Origin of the sequence: Cohnella sp. GCM10020058 (assembly GCF_042683485.1) — a bacterium.
Lineage (GTDB): Bacteria > Bacillota > Bacilli > Paenibacillales > Paenibacillaceae > Cohnella.
In genome coordinates, this window is sequence record NZ_JBHUJV010000002.1 from 379,423 (window position 1) to 393,927 (window position 14,505).

Consider the following 14,505-nt stretch of genomic DNA (forward strand, 5'->3'; position numbering starts at 1 on the left):
AAAAACGCCGCGCGAGCCAGGCCCGCACGGCGCTTCATCCAACGAATTATTCAGGCTTGATGCTGTCATAGAACTTAGTTTGCATCGTCTTGGCAGCGGCGTCAAGTTGGCCTTTGACGTCGGTGCCCTTCTTGGAGAACACTTCCTGGATGACGTTGGTCATCGTGGCGTAGTAGTCCTGCGTGTTGTACTGCGCTTCCGGCTTGCCGTCGAGCAGCGCCTGGGAGTCGGCGTTGTACTGGTACACGTTGTCGTACTTGGCGTAGACGTCCTTGACCTTCTGGCCGTACTCGGAGTCGTCCTTGAAGTACTGGATGACCGGCGGAATGAAGTACTTGTTGTCTTTCTTGCGCGCCTGGATGTTCTCTTCGACGGAAGCGAGGCCTTTGTCGGAGAAGTAGTCGAACACGGCGTATTGGAACGCGATCGCCTGCTCATCCTTGGTGGCGTTCGGGTTGATGACGAGGAAGTCGCCGCCGAGTACGCCGGTGTGCTTGCCGCCTGCTTGAGCTGCCGGCATCGGGTACACGAGCACATCTTCCGGCTTCATGCCGCCTTGGTTCAACGCCTGGTCGACAGGGCCGTCCGGACCGGCGATAACCATGGCGGAGCGTCCTTGCGCAAATGCGCCTACGGCGTCGCCCCATCCGAGCGCCCAATCTTTCGGAATCGCCTTGGCTTCCCATGCCAGCTTGTTGTAGAAGTCCATCGCTTTGACGCCTGCGTCGCTGTTGAACGCCGAAGTGACCTTGCCGTCCGCGACGTTCTGAATCTCGCCGCCCGCTTCGAACAGGAAGTTGGTCCAGTTCCAGCCGGCCTCGTTGCCCTTGCCCATCGGCGCGATGCCCGCGATGCCTTTGGCCGGATCGGCGACGCCCTGCGCCGTCTTCAGCATGTCGTCCCACGTCCAATCATAGGACGGTACGGCGACGCCCTTGTCGTCGAGCAGCTTCTTGTTGACGACGGTGCCGGTCACGTAGCCTTGCTGCGCGATGCCGTATACTTTGTCGCCGAGAATGAATTGATCCTGCAAGATCGGATTCATCTGGTCCTTGTATTGATAGGCGTTGAAAAGGTCGGTGATGTCGGCCGCCCAGCCCTTCTCGGCCAGGAACTTGCCCTCTGTGGCGTACGTGTTGAACAGCGTCGGCGCTTCGCCCGCGCCCATTTTCATGCCGATTTCGTTGGGGTTGTACTGCCAGTCGCTCTTGACGATCGTGACGTTCGGGTACACTTCGTTAAACCGCTTGATCTTGTCGTCTTCGAGCGCGCGCTTCTCCACGAGGTCCGGCGTCGGGTAGTAGATGCTGATCGTCACTTTCTTTTGCGTAAGGTCGTCGGAAGGTGCGGCGCTCTCGGTGCCGCTGGCTTCGGCGGTCGGCGCGGCCGAGGAAGAAGCCGGAGCGGCGGACGAGGAACTCGAAGCGTTGTTGTTGTTATTGCCGCCGCAGGCGGACAGCAGCAGTGCCGAGGCGGCCAGCGTGGCCAGGGTTATTGAAGTCTTGCGCATGGTAACTCCCCTTTTCGATAGGTATAAAATGGTTACACGCTCATCATAATGGAGGCGTTTGCAGCAGGGCGATGTGCAATCCTACTTCGATCGTGTGCAGGTTTACGATCCGGCGAGGTGCGTAATATCGCACATTCCAGGTTCGTAGAACCGCACACTTTCCGACAAAACGCACCCTGCCCCTTCGTCACCCCTTGACTCCGCCCAGATGCAGGCCACGCACGATAAAGCGCTGAAATACCAGGAAGATAACGATCGGCGGGATCATGATCATCGTCAGGATGGCGAACCGGATGTTGAGATCAAGCCGCCGCGCATCGATGACGAACTTCTTGATCGCGGTCGCGAGCGGGTAATGCTCTCCGCCCATAACCATGCTTGGCCAGAACCAGTCGTTCCAGGACGTGGCGAAGACGAAAATGGCCAGCGTCGCGAAAATCGGCACGGACAGCGGGAAGGCGAGCTGCCAGAAAACGCGCGGCTCGGATGCGCCGTCGACGCGGAACGCCTCGAACAGCTCCTGGTTGATGCCGTCGAAAAAGCTTTTGAGCAGCAGCAGGTAAAACGCATTCGCCCCGGCCGGCAGCCAGAACGCCCAAAACGTGTTCATCAGATGCAAATCGCGCAGGTTGATGAAATTCGGGATGATGTACGTCGTCGGCGGGATGAATAGCGTCGCCAGGAAGAAATAGTAGACGGCCTTGCGGTACGGCCAATCCAGCCGCGACAGGCTGAACGCCGCGAACCCGATGACGACGACGGTGACGACCATGTTGCCGACGAAGATGAGCATCGTATTTCTCAGATACAGCGGGAGGTCGATAAAACTCCAGCCCTTTTTGTAATTATCGAAATGCCATTCCTGCGGCAGGAAGTGCGGCGGAAAGGAGTTGACCTCGACGTTCGCCTTGAGTCCGTTAAACAAAGCCGTCGCGATCGGGTACAGCATGCTGACGCACATGACGGCGACGACGATGCACATCAGAATGTATACCGTCCTGTTCAGCGGTTTTTTCATGTCGTAGCTGGAGACGATGCCGCGTTCTGCGTTTTTCATGCCGCATTCCCTCCTCTGGCGGACAGCCGGTGCTGGATGACGGCCAGCACGCCGAGGACGAGGAACATCAGTACCCCAAGCGCGGAAGCGACGCCGTAATTAAAGCTGTTGAACGCATACTTGACGATGTAGAGCGCATAGGTCAGCGTGGCGTTGTTCGGGCCGCCGTCCAGCATGGCGAGCTGGGACTGGTAGCCCTGGGAGGTGCCGATCAGCTGCAGGAGGAGCAGCAGGCCGATCTGATTGCGGATCGCCGGCAGCGTGATATGCCATATTCGGCGCCAGACGCCGGCACCGTCGATCTCGGCGGCCTCGTACCAGTCGCGGGGAATGCTGAGGATGGCGGCGAGGTAGATGAGCATCGCGGATCCGAATTGCTGCCACGTCTCCATGATGACGATCGAGATCATCGACCAGCTCTTGTCGGTCATGAAGCTGATCGGTTCGATGCCGACTTTCTCGAGCGCCGCGTTGAACGGGCCAACCGGATCGTACAGCCAGCGCCACAGGCCGTAGAGCACGACAACCGGCACGACATAAGGCAGATATGCCGCGATGCGCGCAAACCCCTGGAAACGGCGCAGCTCGGAGATCGAGATGGCGAACAGGATCGGCACCCAAAAGCCGATAACGATACACAAAAACATATAATACAAGGTGTTCTTCACGGCGGTCCCGACGTCCGGGTCCTTGAAGATCAGCTTGTAATTGTCGAGTCCGACGTAGGAATTGCCCTTTACGAAGTCGATGTGGTAGAAGCTGAACACGATCCCCTTGACGATCGGCAGCCACAGGAACAGCAGGAAAATCGCGACGGCCGGCAGCACGAAGGCATAGCCCCAGAAGTGCTTCCTCCATCGGCCCCGCGGCTTGGTCGCTTCCGCGCCAAGCGGTCTGGCTACGGCGGTTGTCTGATTCATACGGTCTCCCTCTTTCTTTGTGTGCCTCCTCCTTATTGTAGAAAAAGGGTCTCCCGCTGAATATGTGCGTATCTATTCGGATCGTGAGTGATCTTACTTCTTCAGCTCGCTCGGCGAGATTCCGTAGTATTTCTTGAATATTTTGCTAAAATGTTCCGGCGATTCGTAGCCTACCCGCTCGGCGATCTCGTAGCGGCGCAGGTCGGTCTGCTGCAGCAGTCGCTTGCTCTCCTCCATGCGGAGCTTGATGACGTACTCCCACAGGTTAAAGCCGGTGTTTTTCTTGAAAAGATAGCTTAAATAGTTCGGACTGACGTGATTCCGCTGCGCCACCTCATGAAGCGTCAAGCCTTTTTGCGCAAAATTTTGCTGGATGTAGGCCATCGCTTTTTCCACGATCTGATTGTTCTGCTCGGTCCACTCTTCCTCGGTCGGTTCCTTGCCGAACAGGCTCCACTTGAAGTCTCCGTAGTAAAACACATGATGGTCCTTGTGCTCGCGGTTCCACAAGATCGCCTTGCGGGCTTGCTCGCCGAGCGCGGGCAGGAAGGCCGCTCCCTTGAGAATCTGGCTGATGCCGACGACGCAGGGCAGGTTCAGATACTTGGAAATGTTGTGGTGCAGGCTGCGGCCGATCAGCTCGAGCTGGTTGATCTTGTCGACGCTGGAGTCGCCGAAGCTCTCGTCGTCCCACTGGAGAAGTACGGATACTTCTAATCCCGGGGTATAAAAGGCGTCGTAGCGCCAGTCCTTGCCCAGCAGCTCACTGACGATGTTGAGCGCGGCGTATTGAAGCAGCGCTTCGTCTCCATCGCCGTAACGGCTCCCGGATCGTTCGCGATCGGGATCGAGATTGACCTTGACGACGGCGAAGTAGGGACCCAAGAGCCCTAGCTGTCCGAGCTCCGCTTCTTCGGGCACTTCGGCGGCGCCGGACAAGACGGCGTTCAGGCGATCCGTTCGCGGCTGCCCCGGCGTCTCCATGCGGAAATGCTCGCGCAGCTGGGACAGCAGATCGTTCTCCGTCGGCACCGGCTTATCCATATGAAGCAGCACCTCGCGCACGGAATCGAGGAACTGCTCGCTTTTGATCGGCTTGATGATATAATCCTTGGCGCCCAGCTTGATCGCGAGCTGCGCGTACTGAAACGTCTCGTGCGCGGAAATGACGATCGCCTGCACCCAAGGCTTGATGATCTTCGCCTGGTGCATGAGCTCGATGCCGTTCATCGCGCCCATCTGAATGTCCGTAATCAGAAGATCGATATCTTCCATCCGCAAATAATCGAGCGCCTCGTGACCGCTGCCAGCCGTAAAAATTTCCTTAATGTTCAATCCCGACGATTGCAGCAGGTTGCAGAGACCTTTGCAGATGAGCGGTTCGTCGTCGACGATCAATATGTTGTACATCATGGATCCCCCTTTATGGTTCATGCTTGACCGGCAGCACGATGCGCGCGACCGTCCCCCCGCCCTTGCGGGGCTCGTAAGTCAAGCCGTAGTCGGCGCCGAACTGCAAGCGAATGCGCTGCTGCACGTTTCGGATACCGTAGCCCGCCACCTCGCTCCCGTTCTCGTCTTCGAGCATACGTCCGATCGCTTCGTAGTCGGTTTCCTTGTAGCCATTGTCCTCGACGATGATCTCGACGTTGCTCTCTATGCCGTCCGTGGACAATCTGGCGCTAATTACGATCTCTCCGTCCTCGCCCATATAACGCACCCCATGGAGAATCGCGTTCTCGATCAGCGGCTGAATAACGATTTTCGGAATCGGATTGATCAGCGTCCGCTCGTCAATATCCCACGATACGGAAAAGCCGTACTCGTAGCGTTTCTGCTGCAGGCTCGTGTAGGCCTTCGCGTGCGCCAGCTCCTCCTCGAGCGTGATCAGGTCGCGTCCGCGGCTCAGCCCGATCCGCATCAATTGGGCCAGCTCCTTGATCATCTCCCCGGACTCGGATTGCCCCTCCAGCGTGCTTTTCCAGTAAATGCTCTCGAGCGTATTGTACAGCAAGTGCGGATTGATCTGCTGGTACAGCAGCTGCAGCTGCGCCTCCTTCTGCTTAATCTCCATCAGGTAACGGTCCTCGATGAGCGAGTTGAGCCTTCCTGCCATCCCGTAAACCGAGTGCATGAGCACGCCCACCTCGTCGTTGCGGTCGATGGCCGCCTGCTCCGGTACCTTTTTGCCCGGCACGTACGACCGCGTAAATACGGCGAGCCGCTGCAGCGGAGTCAGGAGAGAGCGCCAGAAATACGCCATGACCACGATGCAAAAGACGAAGTAGACGATAGAGATCAGCTGGATGACGAACTTCAGCTCGTTCTGCTGCTGGAGCAGCGAGCGGGTCGGAATCTTGTAGATGAGCTTCTGCTGGGTGAGGTACTGATAGCTCTGCACGTAAATATAGCCGTCCGTAATGACATTGGACTGCCCTTCGACGTCATCCCCGGCTCGCAGCTCGGCGGGCAACGCGAGCCGGTCCCCGATGGGGCCGGCCGAAGAAGCCAGCACTCTGTCTTCGTAGTCGGTTAAGTAAATCTCGCCTTTGTCAGGCAGCGAGACCGTCCGCATCGACTCGACCAGCTTGCGGTTGATGTTCGTGGCGACCAGCACGCCTACGACCTGATTGCCCTGGCTCGTACTGTACACGGCACGCACGTAAGCGAGCGTATCCGGCCTGGAGGAAGAACCCAGATCATTCATGATGCGAAGATAGCCTTTGCCCCGCTTGCTCAGAATCTCGTCAATCCATTCGGGCTTCTGCTTATCGTTATAAAAGTATACGCCACCCACTGCCTTGAACTTGGAGGAAGGCGTCGGCGCGAATTCGTACCGGTTGCTCGGATCGTAGGCATATAAGTAGTAATAGACGGCCTCGCCGCCATTCATCCCCATCGAATAGGAAGAAAGCAGCTTATCGGCGTCGGCATATTGCCGCACCCGGTCAGTGGTCTCGCTGCTCATCGGGTTCAGCGATTGAATGAGCGAATGCTGAATCAGCGTCGTCATCACGCGGCTGACCGTGTCCATGTCGCGGTTCATGAGCGCGAGATTCTGCTTGTTCAGCTCTGCGTACGCGCTCGTCACATGCTGCTTGAGAATGTCTTCGGCCCTCGCATTAGCGTACCAGTTGAGCGCGAATACGGGACTGACCAGCAGCAGAAACAGCAGGATCAGCTGCTGCTTGACCTTCATTCTCGTCAGCGGATTCGTCAGATGAAGCTTCAATGCGGAACCTCCAATCGTTTGTCGGCTCCTCCAGTATGGGGGATCGGCCTCGTCCCCGTGTATGCGTTTGCGAGAACTCCGTGGGACGTCGCACGATTTGCGTAATAACGCACATGCAGATGGCCTGATGCCATTGTATATGGTGGCTTGGCTGGACGTCTATGGCTTAGGGGCGAGGTTACCAGCGGACCGAATATTACGCTAACAGGTACGTATCCCTCTACTGGGTTGCGAGTGGACAGAGGAGCCGCTATTCTCGTCGGATGCGGGCAAATGACAGTCATGGCAACGGGTACGCAGTGATTGAAACAGAAAAATAGCCGCCACGCAGCGCAGCAAAAAGGCTGCCTAAGCAGCCTGTCGAATGACCCTATGACAAAAGATCGTGACGAATTATGCTTCCAGCTCGTCCGGCGACAAGCCTGTCAAGCGCGCAACCTCCGCTGCATCCATGCCGTTAAGCAGCAGCGTACGGCCCGTTTCGAGCAACCTGGCATGCATTTGTGTATTTTCCGATTTCAGGTTCTCAGCTTCCGATTTCAGGCTCTCAGTTTCCGATTTCAGGCTCTCAGTTTCCGATTTCAGGCTCTCGGCTTCAGCCGTCAGACTCGCCGTCTTTGCCGATAACAGCTCCATCTCCGCCTTATAGGCTGCGTCATCCATCATCGCCTTGTGCCACATCTCGTACTTGGCCCATACCTTCGGGTCGCGGCTCATGTCCTCCCATCGCCCGAACGCCTCCAGCAGTTCCAAATCCCCGCCCATCGCGATCGCCTCCAATTTTTCCATCAGCTTCGATTGAACTTCCCCGCCCTGCACTGCACCAAGCAGCAGCAGCCATCGTATCTCCGGTTCGGTCCACGGATCCGCTTCGCTTTTCGCAGCCCGTCGAAGCAGCTTCTGCAGTTCGATGACGTGCAGCTCGATTACGTCGGTGAGCGGGAAATGCTCCTGTTTTTCGTAAAGTCCGAACACGCTGTGATATCGCTCGGTCTGAGGAAGCACGTCCACATTCGAAATAAGAATGGATATTGTGCGGCGCAAATCCGAATATGGCCTTCCTTTTTCCATCTGCTTAGCATAGATCCGGCTCCAGTAATAGAGCTGCCGCCTAGCCAGATGCGGACTGCCCGTTACTTGTATCTCGACGTGGGTTAAGTCGCCCCGATCCGTCCGCGCCAAAAGATCAAGCACAGCCTTTTTATCCCCTTCGTGCTCCCGCTCCAGATCCGTGTTCAAAATGCTCGCCGATGTAATTTTCGTCTCCGTATTCGCCACGCCCAGAAGAGCATTCAGAAAGGCAACCAACACAGCTTCGCCGTCCGGCTGTCCGAACATGCGCTTAAACGCAAAATCCGCCTTTAAATCTACATAAGTCCGAGGCGAATAAATTTCCTTGTCTTCTCTCAGTATAACCGTTTGCCGCATTCCGTCCATCCCCTTTTCCGACTTAAATCGAACACACGGATGAAGCAATCCTTCCAGAAATAGAACTGGTGTTCTTATTTAAGATTGCCATTCAGGAGAAAAAAAGGAAACAAAAAACACGGAATTCATCCGCCGAAAGGCGGTGATTCCGTGTCCCATCCTAATGCTCGGCGGATCGAAGCCTACCCGCCAGCCTCAATCTCAGTATCCTTCGCCCGTGCCGCCGGATACGATCGCGACGCTCGCGCTTGCGCCGATGCGCGTGGCGCCGGCCACGATCATCGCACGCGCCGTCTCGGCATCGCGAACGCCGCCGGACGCTTTGACGCCGATATTAGGCCCTACGGTACGCCGCATCAGGGCGATATCGTCCGCCGTCGCGCCGCCCGGGCCGAAGCCCGTCGACGTCTTGACGAAGTCCGCGCCGGCGGCGACGCACAGCTCGCATGCCTTTACCTTTTCTTCATCGGTCAGCAGGCCTGTCTCAAGAATAACCTTAAGCGTCGCCGCGCCTTCGCAAGCCTCTGCTACGCGTGCGACGTCCCGTTCGACCTCTTCGTAAAGTCCGGACTTCAGCGCACCGACATTGAGCACCATGTCGATCTCGGTCGCACCTGCGGCGATCGCGTCCCGGGCTTCCGCGACCTTCGCAAACGTGCTGGTCGCCCCCAGCGGAAAGCCGATAACCGTCGTAATCCCTACGCCGGATCCGGCCAGCAGACCCGCTGCTGTCTTTACCCAATAGGGGTTCACGCAGACGGTCGCGAACAGGTGCTGCTTCGCTTCCTCGCACAGTCGAACGATATCGTCACGGCTCGTTTCTGGCTTGAGCGCGGTATGGTCGATATAGGCGGCTAGCGAATCGGAGGATGGGTTCGTCCAGCTTGTCCGGTTCGTCGTCATGTCAGTCCATCTCCTTCCTATTATCTCTCCAACAAGTATTGGGCCGTATATTGATCCGTAATCAGCACGTTGGCATATTCCCCTCGCAAAGCGCCGTAAATGCCCTCCGCTTTTTTGCGTCCGCCCGCGACGAGCACCGAGCGCTCCTTGTGCCTCAGATCCTCGAGCTCGATCCCGATCGTCCGCTGGTTCAACTCCTCCGAGCAGAGATAGCCTTCGCGATCGATATAACGGGAACACAGGTCCCCGGCCCCCCGTTCCCTGATTACGGCCAGATCGTTCCCTGAAAAGTAATTCGCCTTGATCAGCACCGAGTCGTCGGTCGGCGCCCCTACGGTGATGACGGCGATATTCGCTTGCTTGCCCAGCGCCAGGATGCGGCCGATGTGCCGGTCCGCCTCGATCGTGTGGCGTACGATCGCATGGTCGACGATGGCGGGCAGATGGATAAAATACGGCACCGTGTGAAAAGCCTTGCCGAACAGCTGGACGATCTCGTAAGCATACGTGTTCGTCTCCGAATGGCTGACGCCGCCGTTAAGCTGCACGACCCGAACATCCTTAAGCTGCCGGTCCCGCAGCCGACAAGCGACCTCATAGAGCGTCGTGCCCCAGGTGACGCCGATCGTGTCGCCGTCCTCCAGCGTTTCGTGCAAGTACGCGGCGGCCGCTTCGCCGATGTACTTTTTAACGATATTATCCTCGTATTGAGGCACGGGCACGATGACCGCTTTGCGCAGCTTGAACTTGCGCTCCAGACCTACCGCCAGCGAATCGTTGCTCTCGCGCGGGTCGACGATCTGGATACGGACGTAGCCCTCGTCCTTCGCCTGCTGCAAAAAGCGGGACACGGTCGGCCGCGAGATGCCGAGCCGCTCGGCGATTTCCTGCTGGCTGTAATTCAACTCATAATACATCTTCGCCGTGTCGATCATGCGGGCCAGTCGGTCGCCGCCTGTCTCTGGGTTCATGCGCAACACTCCGTCCGGGATTTGGAACCATCATAATCCATTCCCGGCCTTCAGTTCAACCGTCAATGCCAGGCTCGTCCGCTCCGGACCCTACAGAAAACGTTCCCGCATGACTTCCGGCATTGAATTCGAAGGTGCCCGGCTTCGGGTTTTTCAGAAGGAAAACGTTGTCTCCCTTATGCAAAGCAGCCCGCAAGTCAAGCGCATCGCACTCAAAAAAGAGACCGGATGCCGCGACGCCGTCGCTTACCGACACGACGAGCTTAATCATGACGTTCGGCCGAAAATCGATTTGACGCGGATTAAAGCCGGCGGCATTTAATTCCACGACCGCCGTCTGAAGATCGTTCGCTTCGTCGTACACGGCTTCCGCGCGATCGGCTTGGCCGATTCGCCCCGCCTCGGCGGGATCCAGGCGGACCAGCAGAGCCGCGCCGATGGCGACGAGCAGCGTCAGCGCGGCGAGCGCCGGTATTCGCCGGCGGTCGGCGCGACGGGAAGGGGCGTTTACGGCGGGCGCCGGCTTTCTGCCGGACATCGGCTGGCGGCTTGCCGCCGGCTGGCGACCAGATGCCGGCTTACCATCGGCTGACGCTTCCGCTTGCCCGCGGCCCCTTTCCGACAGGCGCTGCATCGCATAGAGCAGCGCGACGTAAGCCAGATCCGCAGCGAATACGAGGCCTGTCGATACGTAGAGCCTGTAACCGAGCGCCATTCCCGCTTCCGCAAAAATGACGGCAACCAACGCCGTGATCGCCGCCTCCCACGAAGCGCCGCGGCGGTACGCTGCCGCCCCCAGTACTGCGGCAGCCAGCAGCGAGGCAGCCGACGCGCTCTGCAGCGAATAGTCCAGCGCCAATATGGCGAGGCATCCCGCGACCGCGCCGGCTAGCGCAGCCGTCGAACAGGCCAGCTTTTTGCCGTTACGGGAGGATCGGATCACCCATGCGGAAGATAGCACGACGAACAAGTAGCTTCCTATATATAAGATCATTCGTTCACCTCATGAAGTCATGCGATTCTGTCATGCTCACAGTTTGGACGCAAAGTCTCGGTCGGGATAAACGTAAGGGATCGAAGCGGGCTTCGCCTCCGTGACGGAATCCGCAACCACCTTCATCACTTCGCGGTCTCCCAGGCTCTGTCGGCCGATCGTCCCCCTCACGGTGACCCATTGGTCGTCCTTAAAGCTTGACGCCTGGGGCGCCTCGACGATCATGCCGTACGGCGCGATATCGGCGATGCAGTGCGTCATGGCCATTCGGCCTACGATAAAAAGGCCTTCCGCAAGTCCTTCCTGGCGATAAACGAAGCCGGTAATTTCGATGGATTTGCCCTGGAACGGATCGAGAAATTTATTGATCGTCTCCAGCTTTTCGAGGAACCAATCGTCCTTCATCTCGATGGTCTCCTGCTGATAGAGCAGCATGCCGAGCTTCGCGAAGTCGCGGTCATACGCTCTCGAACGGAACAACGCGCGCAGCTCCGGGCTCTCGTCTCCCTCGAGCTCGATCAGTTCCGCGTCTTCTTTGCCGTTGTTGAAGGCCGTCGTCGTTCCGACGCCCAGATTCATGCCTTTGCTGTCCGCGATCGTGCCCGCGAACGCGGAGCTCGGCATCGCCAGACACAACGCCAGCGGCAAAACGAACAAGCCGTATAAGCCGGTGATCCGCATCGGCCCCGCCGGCATCGGATGCGAATGCCCTTCATGATCGTGGCCGCAGGCACAAGCAGGCGAATGTCCGCGCATCGAACGTACGGCAAAATAAAACTGGTAAACGCCCAGCGCGAGCAGACCGACCGCCGCGATTTGCGCGTAGACGGCCAGATGCGGGGCGATGTACAACAGAATGTCGCCCGTCTGAGACAATCGAATCACGAGCAGAGCCAAGCCCGTCACGATCGCTCCTCTCGCCAGATGGTGCAGCGCTTCGGCATTTTGTTTCATTTTCACGGAATAACGCCTCACTTCAAGCCCGCATAGGGGAGCAGAATCGAACCAAGCAGCACAAGAACGGTGACGCAGCTTGCGATCAGAACGACGAAGCGGGCTTTAAAGACCGCCAGCATCATAATCAGCCCCTTCAGGTTCATCATCGGACCGAAGACCATGAAGGCCACGAGCGATCCGGCGGAAAAAGAAGCGGAAAACGACTGAGCGACGAACGCGTCGGAGGTCGAACAGAGCGACAACGCAAAGCCGAGGGCCATCATGAGCAGGTGGGAGCCCAGATCCCCCTGGCCCAGCCGCACGAGCGTCGCGTTGGACACGAAGGCTTGCAGCAGCCCGACCAGCGCGGCGCCGATCAGCAAGTATTTGCCCATATCGAAAAACTCGTTGGCGGCATGTCCCATGACGTCCTTCGTCCGTCCTGCCAACCGCGTTCGGAGGGAACGCAAGCCGTGAGCGCGATGTTCGTGTTCGTGATGCGAATGGCCGTGATGTTCATGGACGTGATGCTCGTTGCCGTGATGCTCATGTCCATGATGCGTATGGCCGCGTGCCTGCGTTTGCCCGACGGAAGGCGCCCGCTCTCGCAGCGGATCGGCCTTATAGCCGCGGTAGACGATCAGGCCGACGACGAGCGCGACTACAAACGCCAGACCCATCCGGGCATACGCGATCTCGGGATAGGTTCTAAACGCCATCAGCGTCGACCAGAACACGATCGGATTCATGATCGGTCCGACCAGGATGAAGGTCGAAGCGACATATGCGGGCATGCCTTTGCGCATCAGATTACGGATCGCGGGCACCATACCACACTCACAGATCGGAAACACGATGCCAAGCACGGTTGCGGTCAAGATGCCGAGCAGCGGATTTCTAGGGATGACCCTGCGGATCATCTCGTCTGTCACAAACACGTGCAGCAGCGCGGCGATCAGCACGCCGATCAATATAAACGGCAGCGCCTCGAGCAAAATGCCGACGAACAGCGTTTTGAAAAGCTGGAGCTTCTCATGAAGCATCTGTCGCTCGCTCGTTTCGGCCGTGAACAGGTAAAGCAGCGCGATGCAAGCAAGTCCCAGCAAGGCGTTACGATTGGAGCGGAGAGGCGTTGGTTTGCGTTCTGCTGCTGTCGTTACATTCATGTTCGTTCCCCTTCTATCGCGATTCGCCGATCAACCGAAAGTACGCTCAAACAGCCAGATGCCGCCGAGCAGCAGCGCCAGACTGGACGCCGCGTAAACGATTCTTTTTTCGTGTCTATACCGATGCAGCGCGTACAGCAGCGGCAAACAGACGGCGATCAGGCCCAGCTGCACCGCTTCGATGCCGATATTGAAGCTTGCCAGATCGACGCCCAGGCTGGCTCGCGGCAGATTCATTTCGACGAGAATGTCCGCAAATCCCATGCCGTGAACCAAGCCGAAAAGAAAAGTCAGCACCCAGCGGTAGCGCACGTTGGCGCGGAGCATATTGTCGACGGCCACATAGCAGATGCTGAGCGCGATCAGCGGCTCAACGATGCTGCCCGGCACGGAGATCCATCCGAGCACCGTCAGCGTGAGCGTAATGCTATGCGCAACGGTGAAGGCCGTGATCATGGCCGCATACTGCTTAAAGGTTTGCCGGGCAATGATAAGCGAGAATAGGAAGAGGAGATGATCGTATCCGCCTAAAATATGATTCATGCCCAGTTTGAAAAAGCTGAACCAGCCCGATGTAACGCTGCCCGTGCCATGCGCTGCCGCGTCTTCCTCCGGCGCCGGGTCATTAGCGGCCGCATCCGAATCCGCCTGTTCGGGGCTCTGCGTTGTCTGCTGTTGCAGATCCGAGGGGAGCGACGCATACTCCTCGTCCGTCATTCGCAGCGACCAGGCGCGGTCCTTGCCCGACAGCGCCGCCGTACTTTGGTTCGATCCGTAGTTGACCGTCAGCAGGTCGACGTAATTGGTTTTCTGGTCGTCGACGTACAGCTTGTCCGACAGCGAGATCGTGCCGTCTTCGGACAGCGCGGGGTATACGAGATCCAGGATGACGTCGGACGCGTCCCCCTTCCGCTCGAGCCGATAATTTTCAATGCTCGACCACGGCAGCTCGGTGCCGCCGGTCTTGAGCGTGAGATGCTTCTCCAATATGGCCGCAAAGGAATCCTTCACCGCTTCGAATTCCGCCTGATCGAGCATCTTGTCGTCATTCGCGTCTCCGCCCGCCCACTCGATCACGGACAGCTCGTCGATGGCATACTCCAATCGAATCTCCGACTTCGCGATCGTCAGCGTCGAATAGCCCGCGCTGTAGGCATGCGCGGAGGCTGCGCCGCCGAACGGCAGCATCGCGAATAAAGCGATCGCGGCAATCCAGGCGCTTCTCCGGCCTGCTCTTCGTTTGCTCATCTGTTGGGCCTCCTCGGCGTCGGTTCATCGTGCGTCCTACCAACGTCCAAAAATAGGTTCATAGCGCCGCGTTCCTCCATGAACCTATTGTTCGAAGTTCGTACGGCCCGGAGCAGGACGCCACTCCTCGGAGTGGCATC

Annotated in this window: 12 protein-coding genes; all 12 read right to left on the reverse strand. The window is 58.0% G+C overall.

What is annotated here, in order from left to right; all coding sequences use genetic code 11:
• Positions 1-46: 46 nt before the first annotated feature.
• The 12 genes from ACFSR7_RS04765 to ACFSR7_RS04820 all read right to left on the reverse strand — a co-directional run bounded on the left by ACFSR7_RS04765 (position 47) and on the right by ACFSR7_RS04820 (position 14,365).
• Positions 47-1,510 (reverse strand): ABC transporter substrate-binding protein, encoded by a 1,464-nt coding sequence (locus ACFSR7_RS04765; RefSeq protein WP_378159393.1) that lies wholly within the window; start codon positions 1,508-1,510, stop codon positions 47-49.
• Between the two features lie 187 nt (positions 1,511-1,697).
• Entirely contained in the window at positions 1,698-2,567 is an 870-nt protein-coding gene (locus ACFSR7_RS04770; protein WP_378159394.1) for a carbohydrate ABC transporter permease, read from the reverse strand.
• A complete protein-coding gene (locus tag ACFSR7_RS04775) occupies positions 2,564-3,487 on the reverse strand; it encodes a carbohydrate ABC transporter permease (RefSeq protein WP_378159395.1) in 924 nt (307 codons plus the stop codon). The genes ACFSR7_RS04770 and ACFSR7_RS04775 overlap by 4 nt, the downstream gene beginning before the upstream one ends.
• A 93-nt stretch (positions 3,488-3,580) precedes the next feature.
• The gene (locus tag ACFSR7_RS04780) at positions 3,581-4,897 is read right to left on the reverse strand and encodes a response regulator (RefSeq protein ID WP_378159396.1); all 1,317 of its coding nucleotides are present in this window, start codon (positions 4,895-4,897) and stop codon (positions 3,581-3,583) included.
• Between the two features lie 13 nt (positions 4,898-4,910).
• On the reverse strand, positions 4,911-6,719 hold the full coding sequence (locus ACFSR7_RS04785; RefSeq protein ID WP_378159397.1) for a sensor histidine kinase: 1,809 nt from the start codon (positions 6,717-6,719) through the stop codon (positions 4,911-4,913).
• Positions 6,720-7,112: 393 nt separating this feature from the next.
• A complete protein-coding gene (locus tag ACFSR7_RS04790; protein WP_378159398.1) occupies positions 7,113-8,147 on the reverse strand; it encodes an Rpn family recombination-promoting nuclease/putative transposase in 1,035 nt (344 codons plus the stop codon).
• Positions 8,148-8,348: 201 nt separating this feature from the next.
• Entirely contained in the window at positions 8,349-9,050 is a 702-nt protein-coding gene (gene deoC / locus ACFSR7_RS04795) for a deoxyribose-phosphate aldolase (protein ID WP_378159399.1), read from the reverse strand.
• 20 nt (positions 9,051-9,070) lie between these two features.
• Positions 9,071-10,021 (reverse strand): DNA-binding transcriptional repressor DeoR, encoded by a 951-nt coding sequence (locus ACFSR7_RS04800; RefSeq protein ID WP_378159400.1) that lies wholly within the window; start codon positions 10,019-10,021, stop codon positions 9,071-9,073.
• A gap of 55 nt (positions 10,022-10,076) precedes the next feature.
• On the reverse strand, positions 10,077-11,015 hold the full coding sequence (locus ACFSR7_RS04805; protein ID WP_378159401.1) for a cupredoxin domain-containing protein: 939 nt from the start codon (positions 11,013-11,015) through the stop codon (positions 10,077-10,079).
• Positions 11,016-11,051: 36 nt separating this feature from the next.
• Complete coding sequence (locus ACFSR7_RS04810) at positions 11,052-11,969, reverse strand: TIGR03943 family putative permease subunit (protein ID WP_378159579.1); 918 nt, start codon at positions 11,967-11,969, stop codon at positions 11,052-11,054.
• A gap of 17 nt (positions 11,970-11,986) precedes the next feature.
• Positions 11,987-13,117 (reverse strand): permease, encoded by a 1,131-nt coding sequence (locus tag ACFSR7_RS04815; protein ID WP_378159402.1) that lies wholly within the window; start codon positions 13,115-13,117, stop codon positions 11,987-11,989.
• 30 nt (positions 13,118-13,147) lie between these two features.
• Positions 13,148-14,365 (reverse strand): HupE/UreJ family protein, encoded by a 1,218-nt coding sequence (locus ACFSR7_RS04820; RefSeq protein ID WP_378159403.1) that lies wholly within the window; start codon positions 14,363-14,365, stop codon positions 13,148-13,150.
• Between the last annotated feature and the right edge of the window lie 140 nt (positions 14,366-14,505).

What these genes read in the sequence shown, in the direction of transcription:
- ACFSR7_RS04765 (WP_378159393.1), bottom strand. Translation starts at nt 1,510, where the DNA reads ATGCGCAAGACTTCAATAACCCTGGCCACGCTGGCCGCCTCGGCACTG.
- ACFSR7_RS04805 (WP_378159401.1), bottom strand. Translation starts at nt 11,015, where the DNA reads ATGATCTTATATATAGGAAGCTACTTGTTCGTCGTGCTATCTTCCGCA.
- ACFSR7_RS04780 (WP_378159396.1), bottom strand. Translation starts at nt 4,897, where the DNA reads ATGTACAACATATTGATCGTCGACGACGAACCGCTCATCTGCAAAGGT.
- ACFSR7_RS04810 (WP_378159579.1), bottom strand. Translation starts at nt 11,969, where the DNA reads ATGAAACAAAATGCCGAAGCGCTGCACCATCTGGCGAGAGGAGCGATC.
- ACFSR7_RS04820 (WP_378159403.1), bottom strand. Translation starts at nt 14,365, where the DNA reads ATGAGCAAACGAAGAGCAGGCCGGAGAAGCGCCTGGATTGCCGCGATC.
- deoC (WP_378159399.1), bottom strand. Translation starts at nt 9,050, where the DNA reads ATGACGACGAACCGGACAAGCTGGACGAACCCATCCTCCGATTCGCTA.
- ACFSR7_RS04800 (WP_378159400.1), bottom strand. Translation starts at nt 10,021, where the DNA reads ATGAACCCAGAGACAGGCGGCGACCGACTGGCCCGCATGATCGACACG.
- ACFSR7_RS04770 (WP_378159394.1), bottom strand. Translation starts at nt 2,567, where the DNA reads ATGAAAAACGCAGAACGCGGCATCGTCTCCAGCTACGACATGAAAAAA.
- ACFSR7_RS04790 (WP_378159398.1), bottom strand. Translation starts at nt 8,147, where the DNA reads ATGCGGCAAACGGTTATACTGAGAGAAGACAAGGAAATTTATTCGCCT.
- ACFSR7_RS04815 (WP_378159402.1), bottom strand. Translation starts at nt 13,117, where the DNA reads ATGAATGTAACGACAGCAGCAGAACGCAAACCAACGCCTCTCCGCTCC.
- ACFSR7_RS04775 (WP_378159395.1), bottom strand. Translation starts at nt 3,487, where the DNA reads ATGAATCAGACAACCGCCGTAGCCAGACCGCTTGGCGCGGAAGCGACC.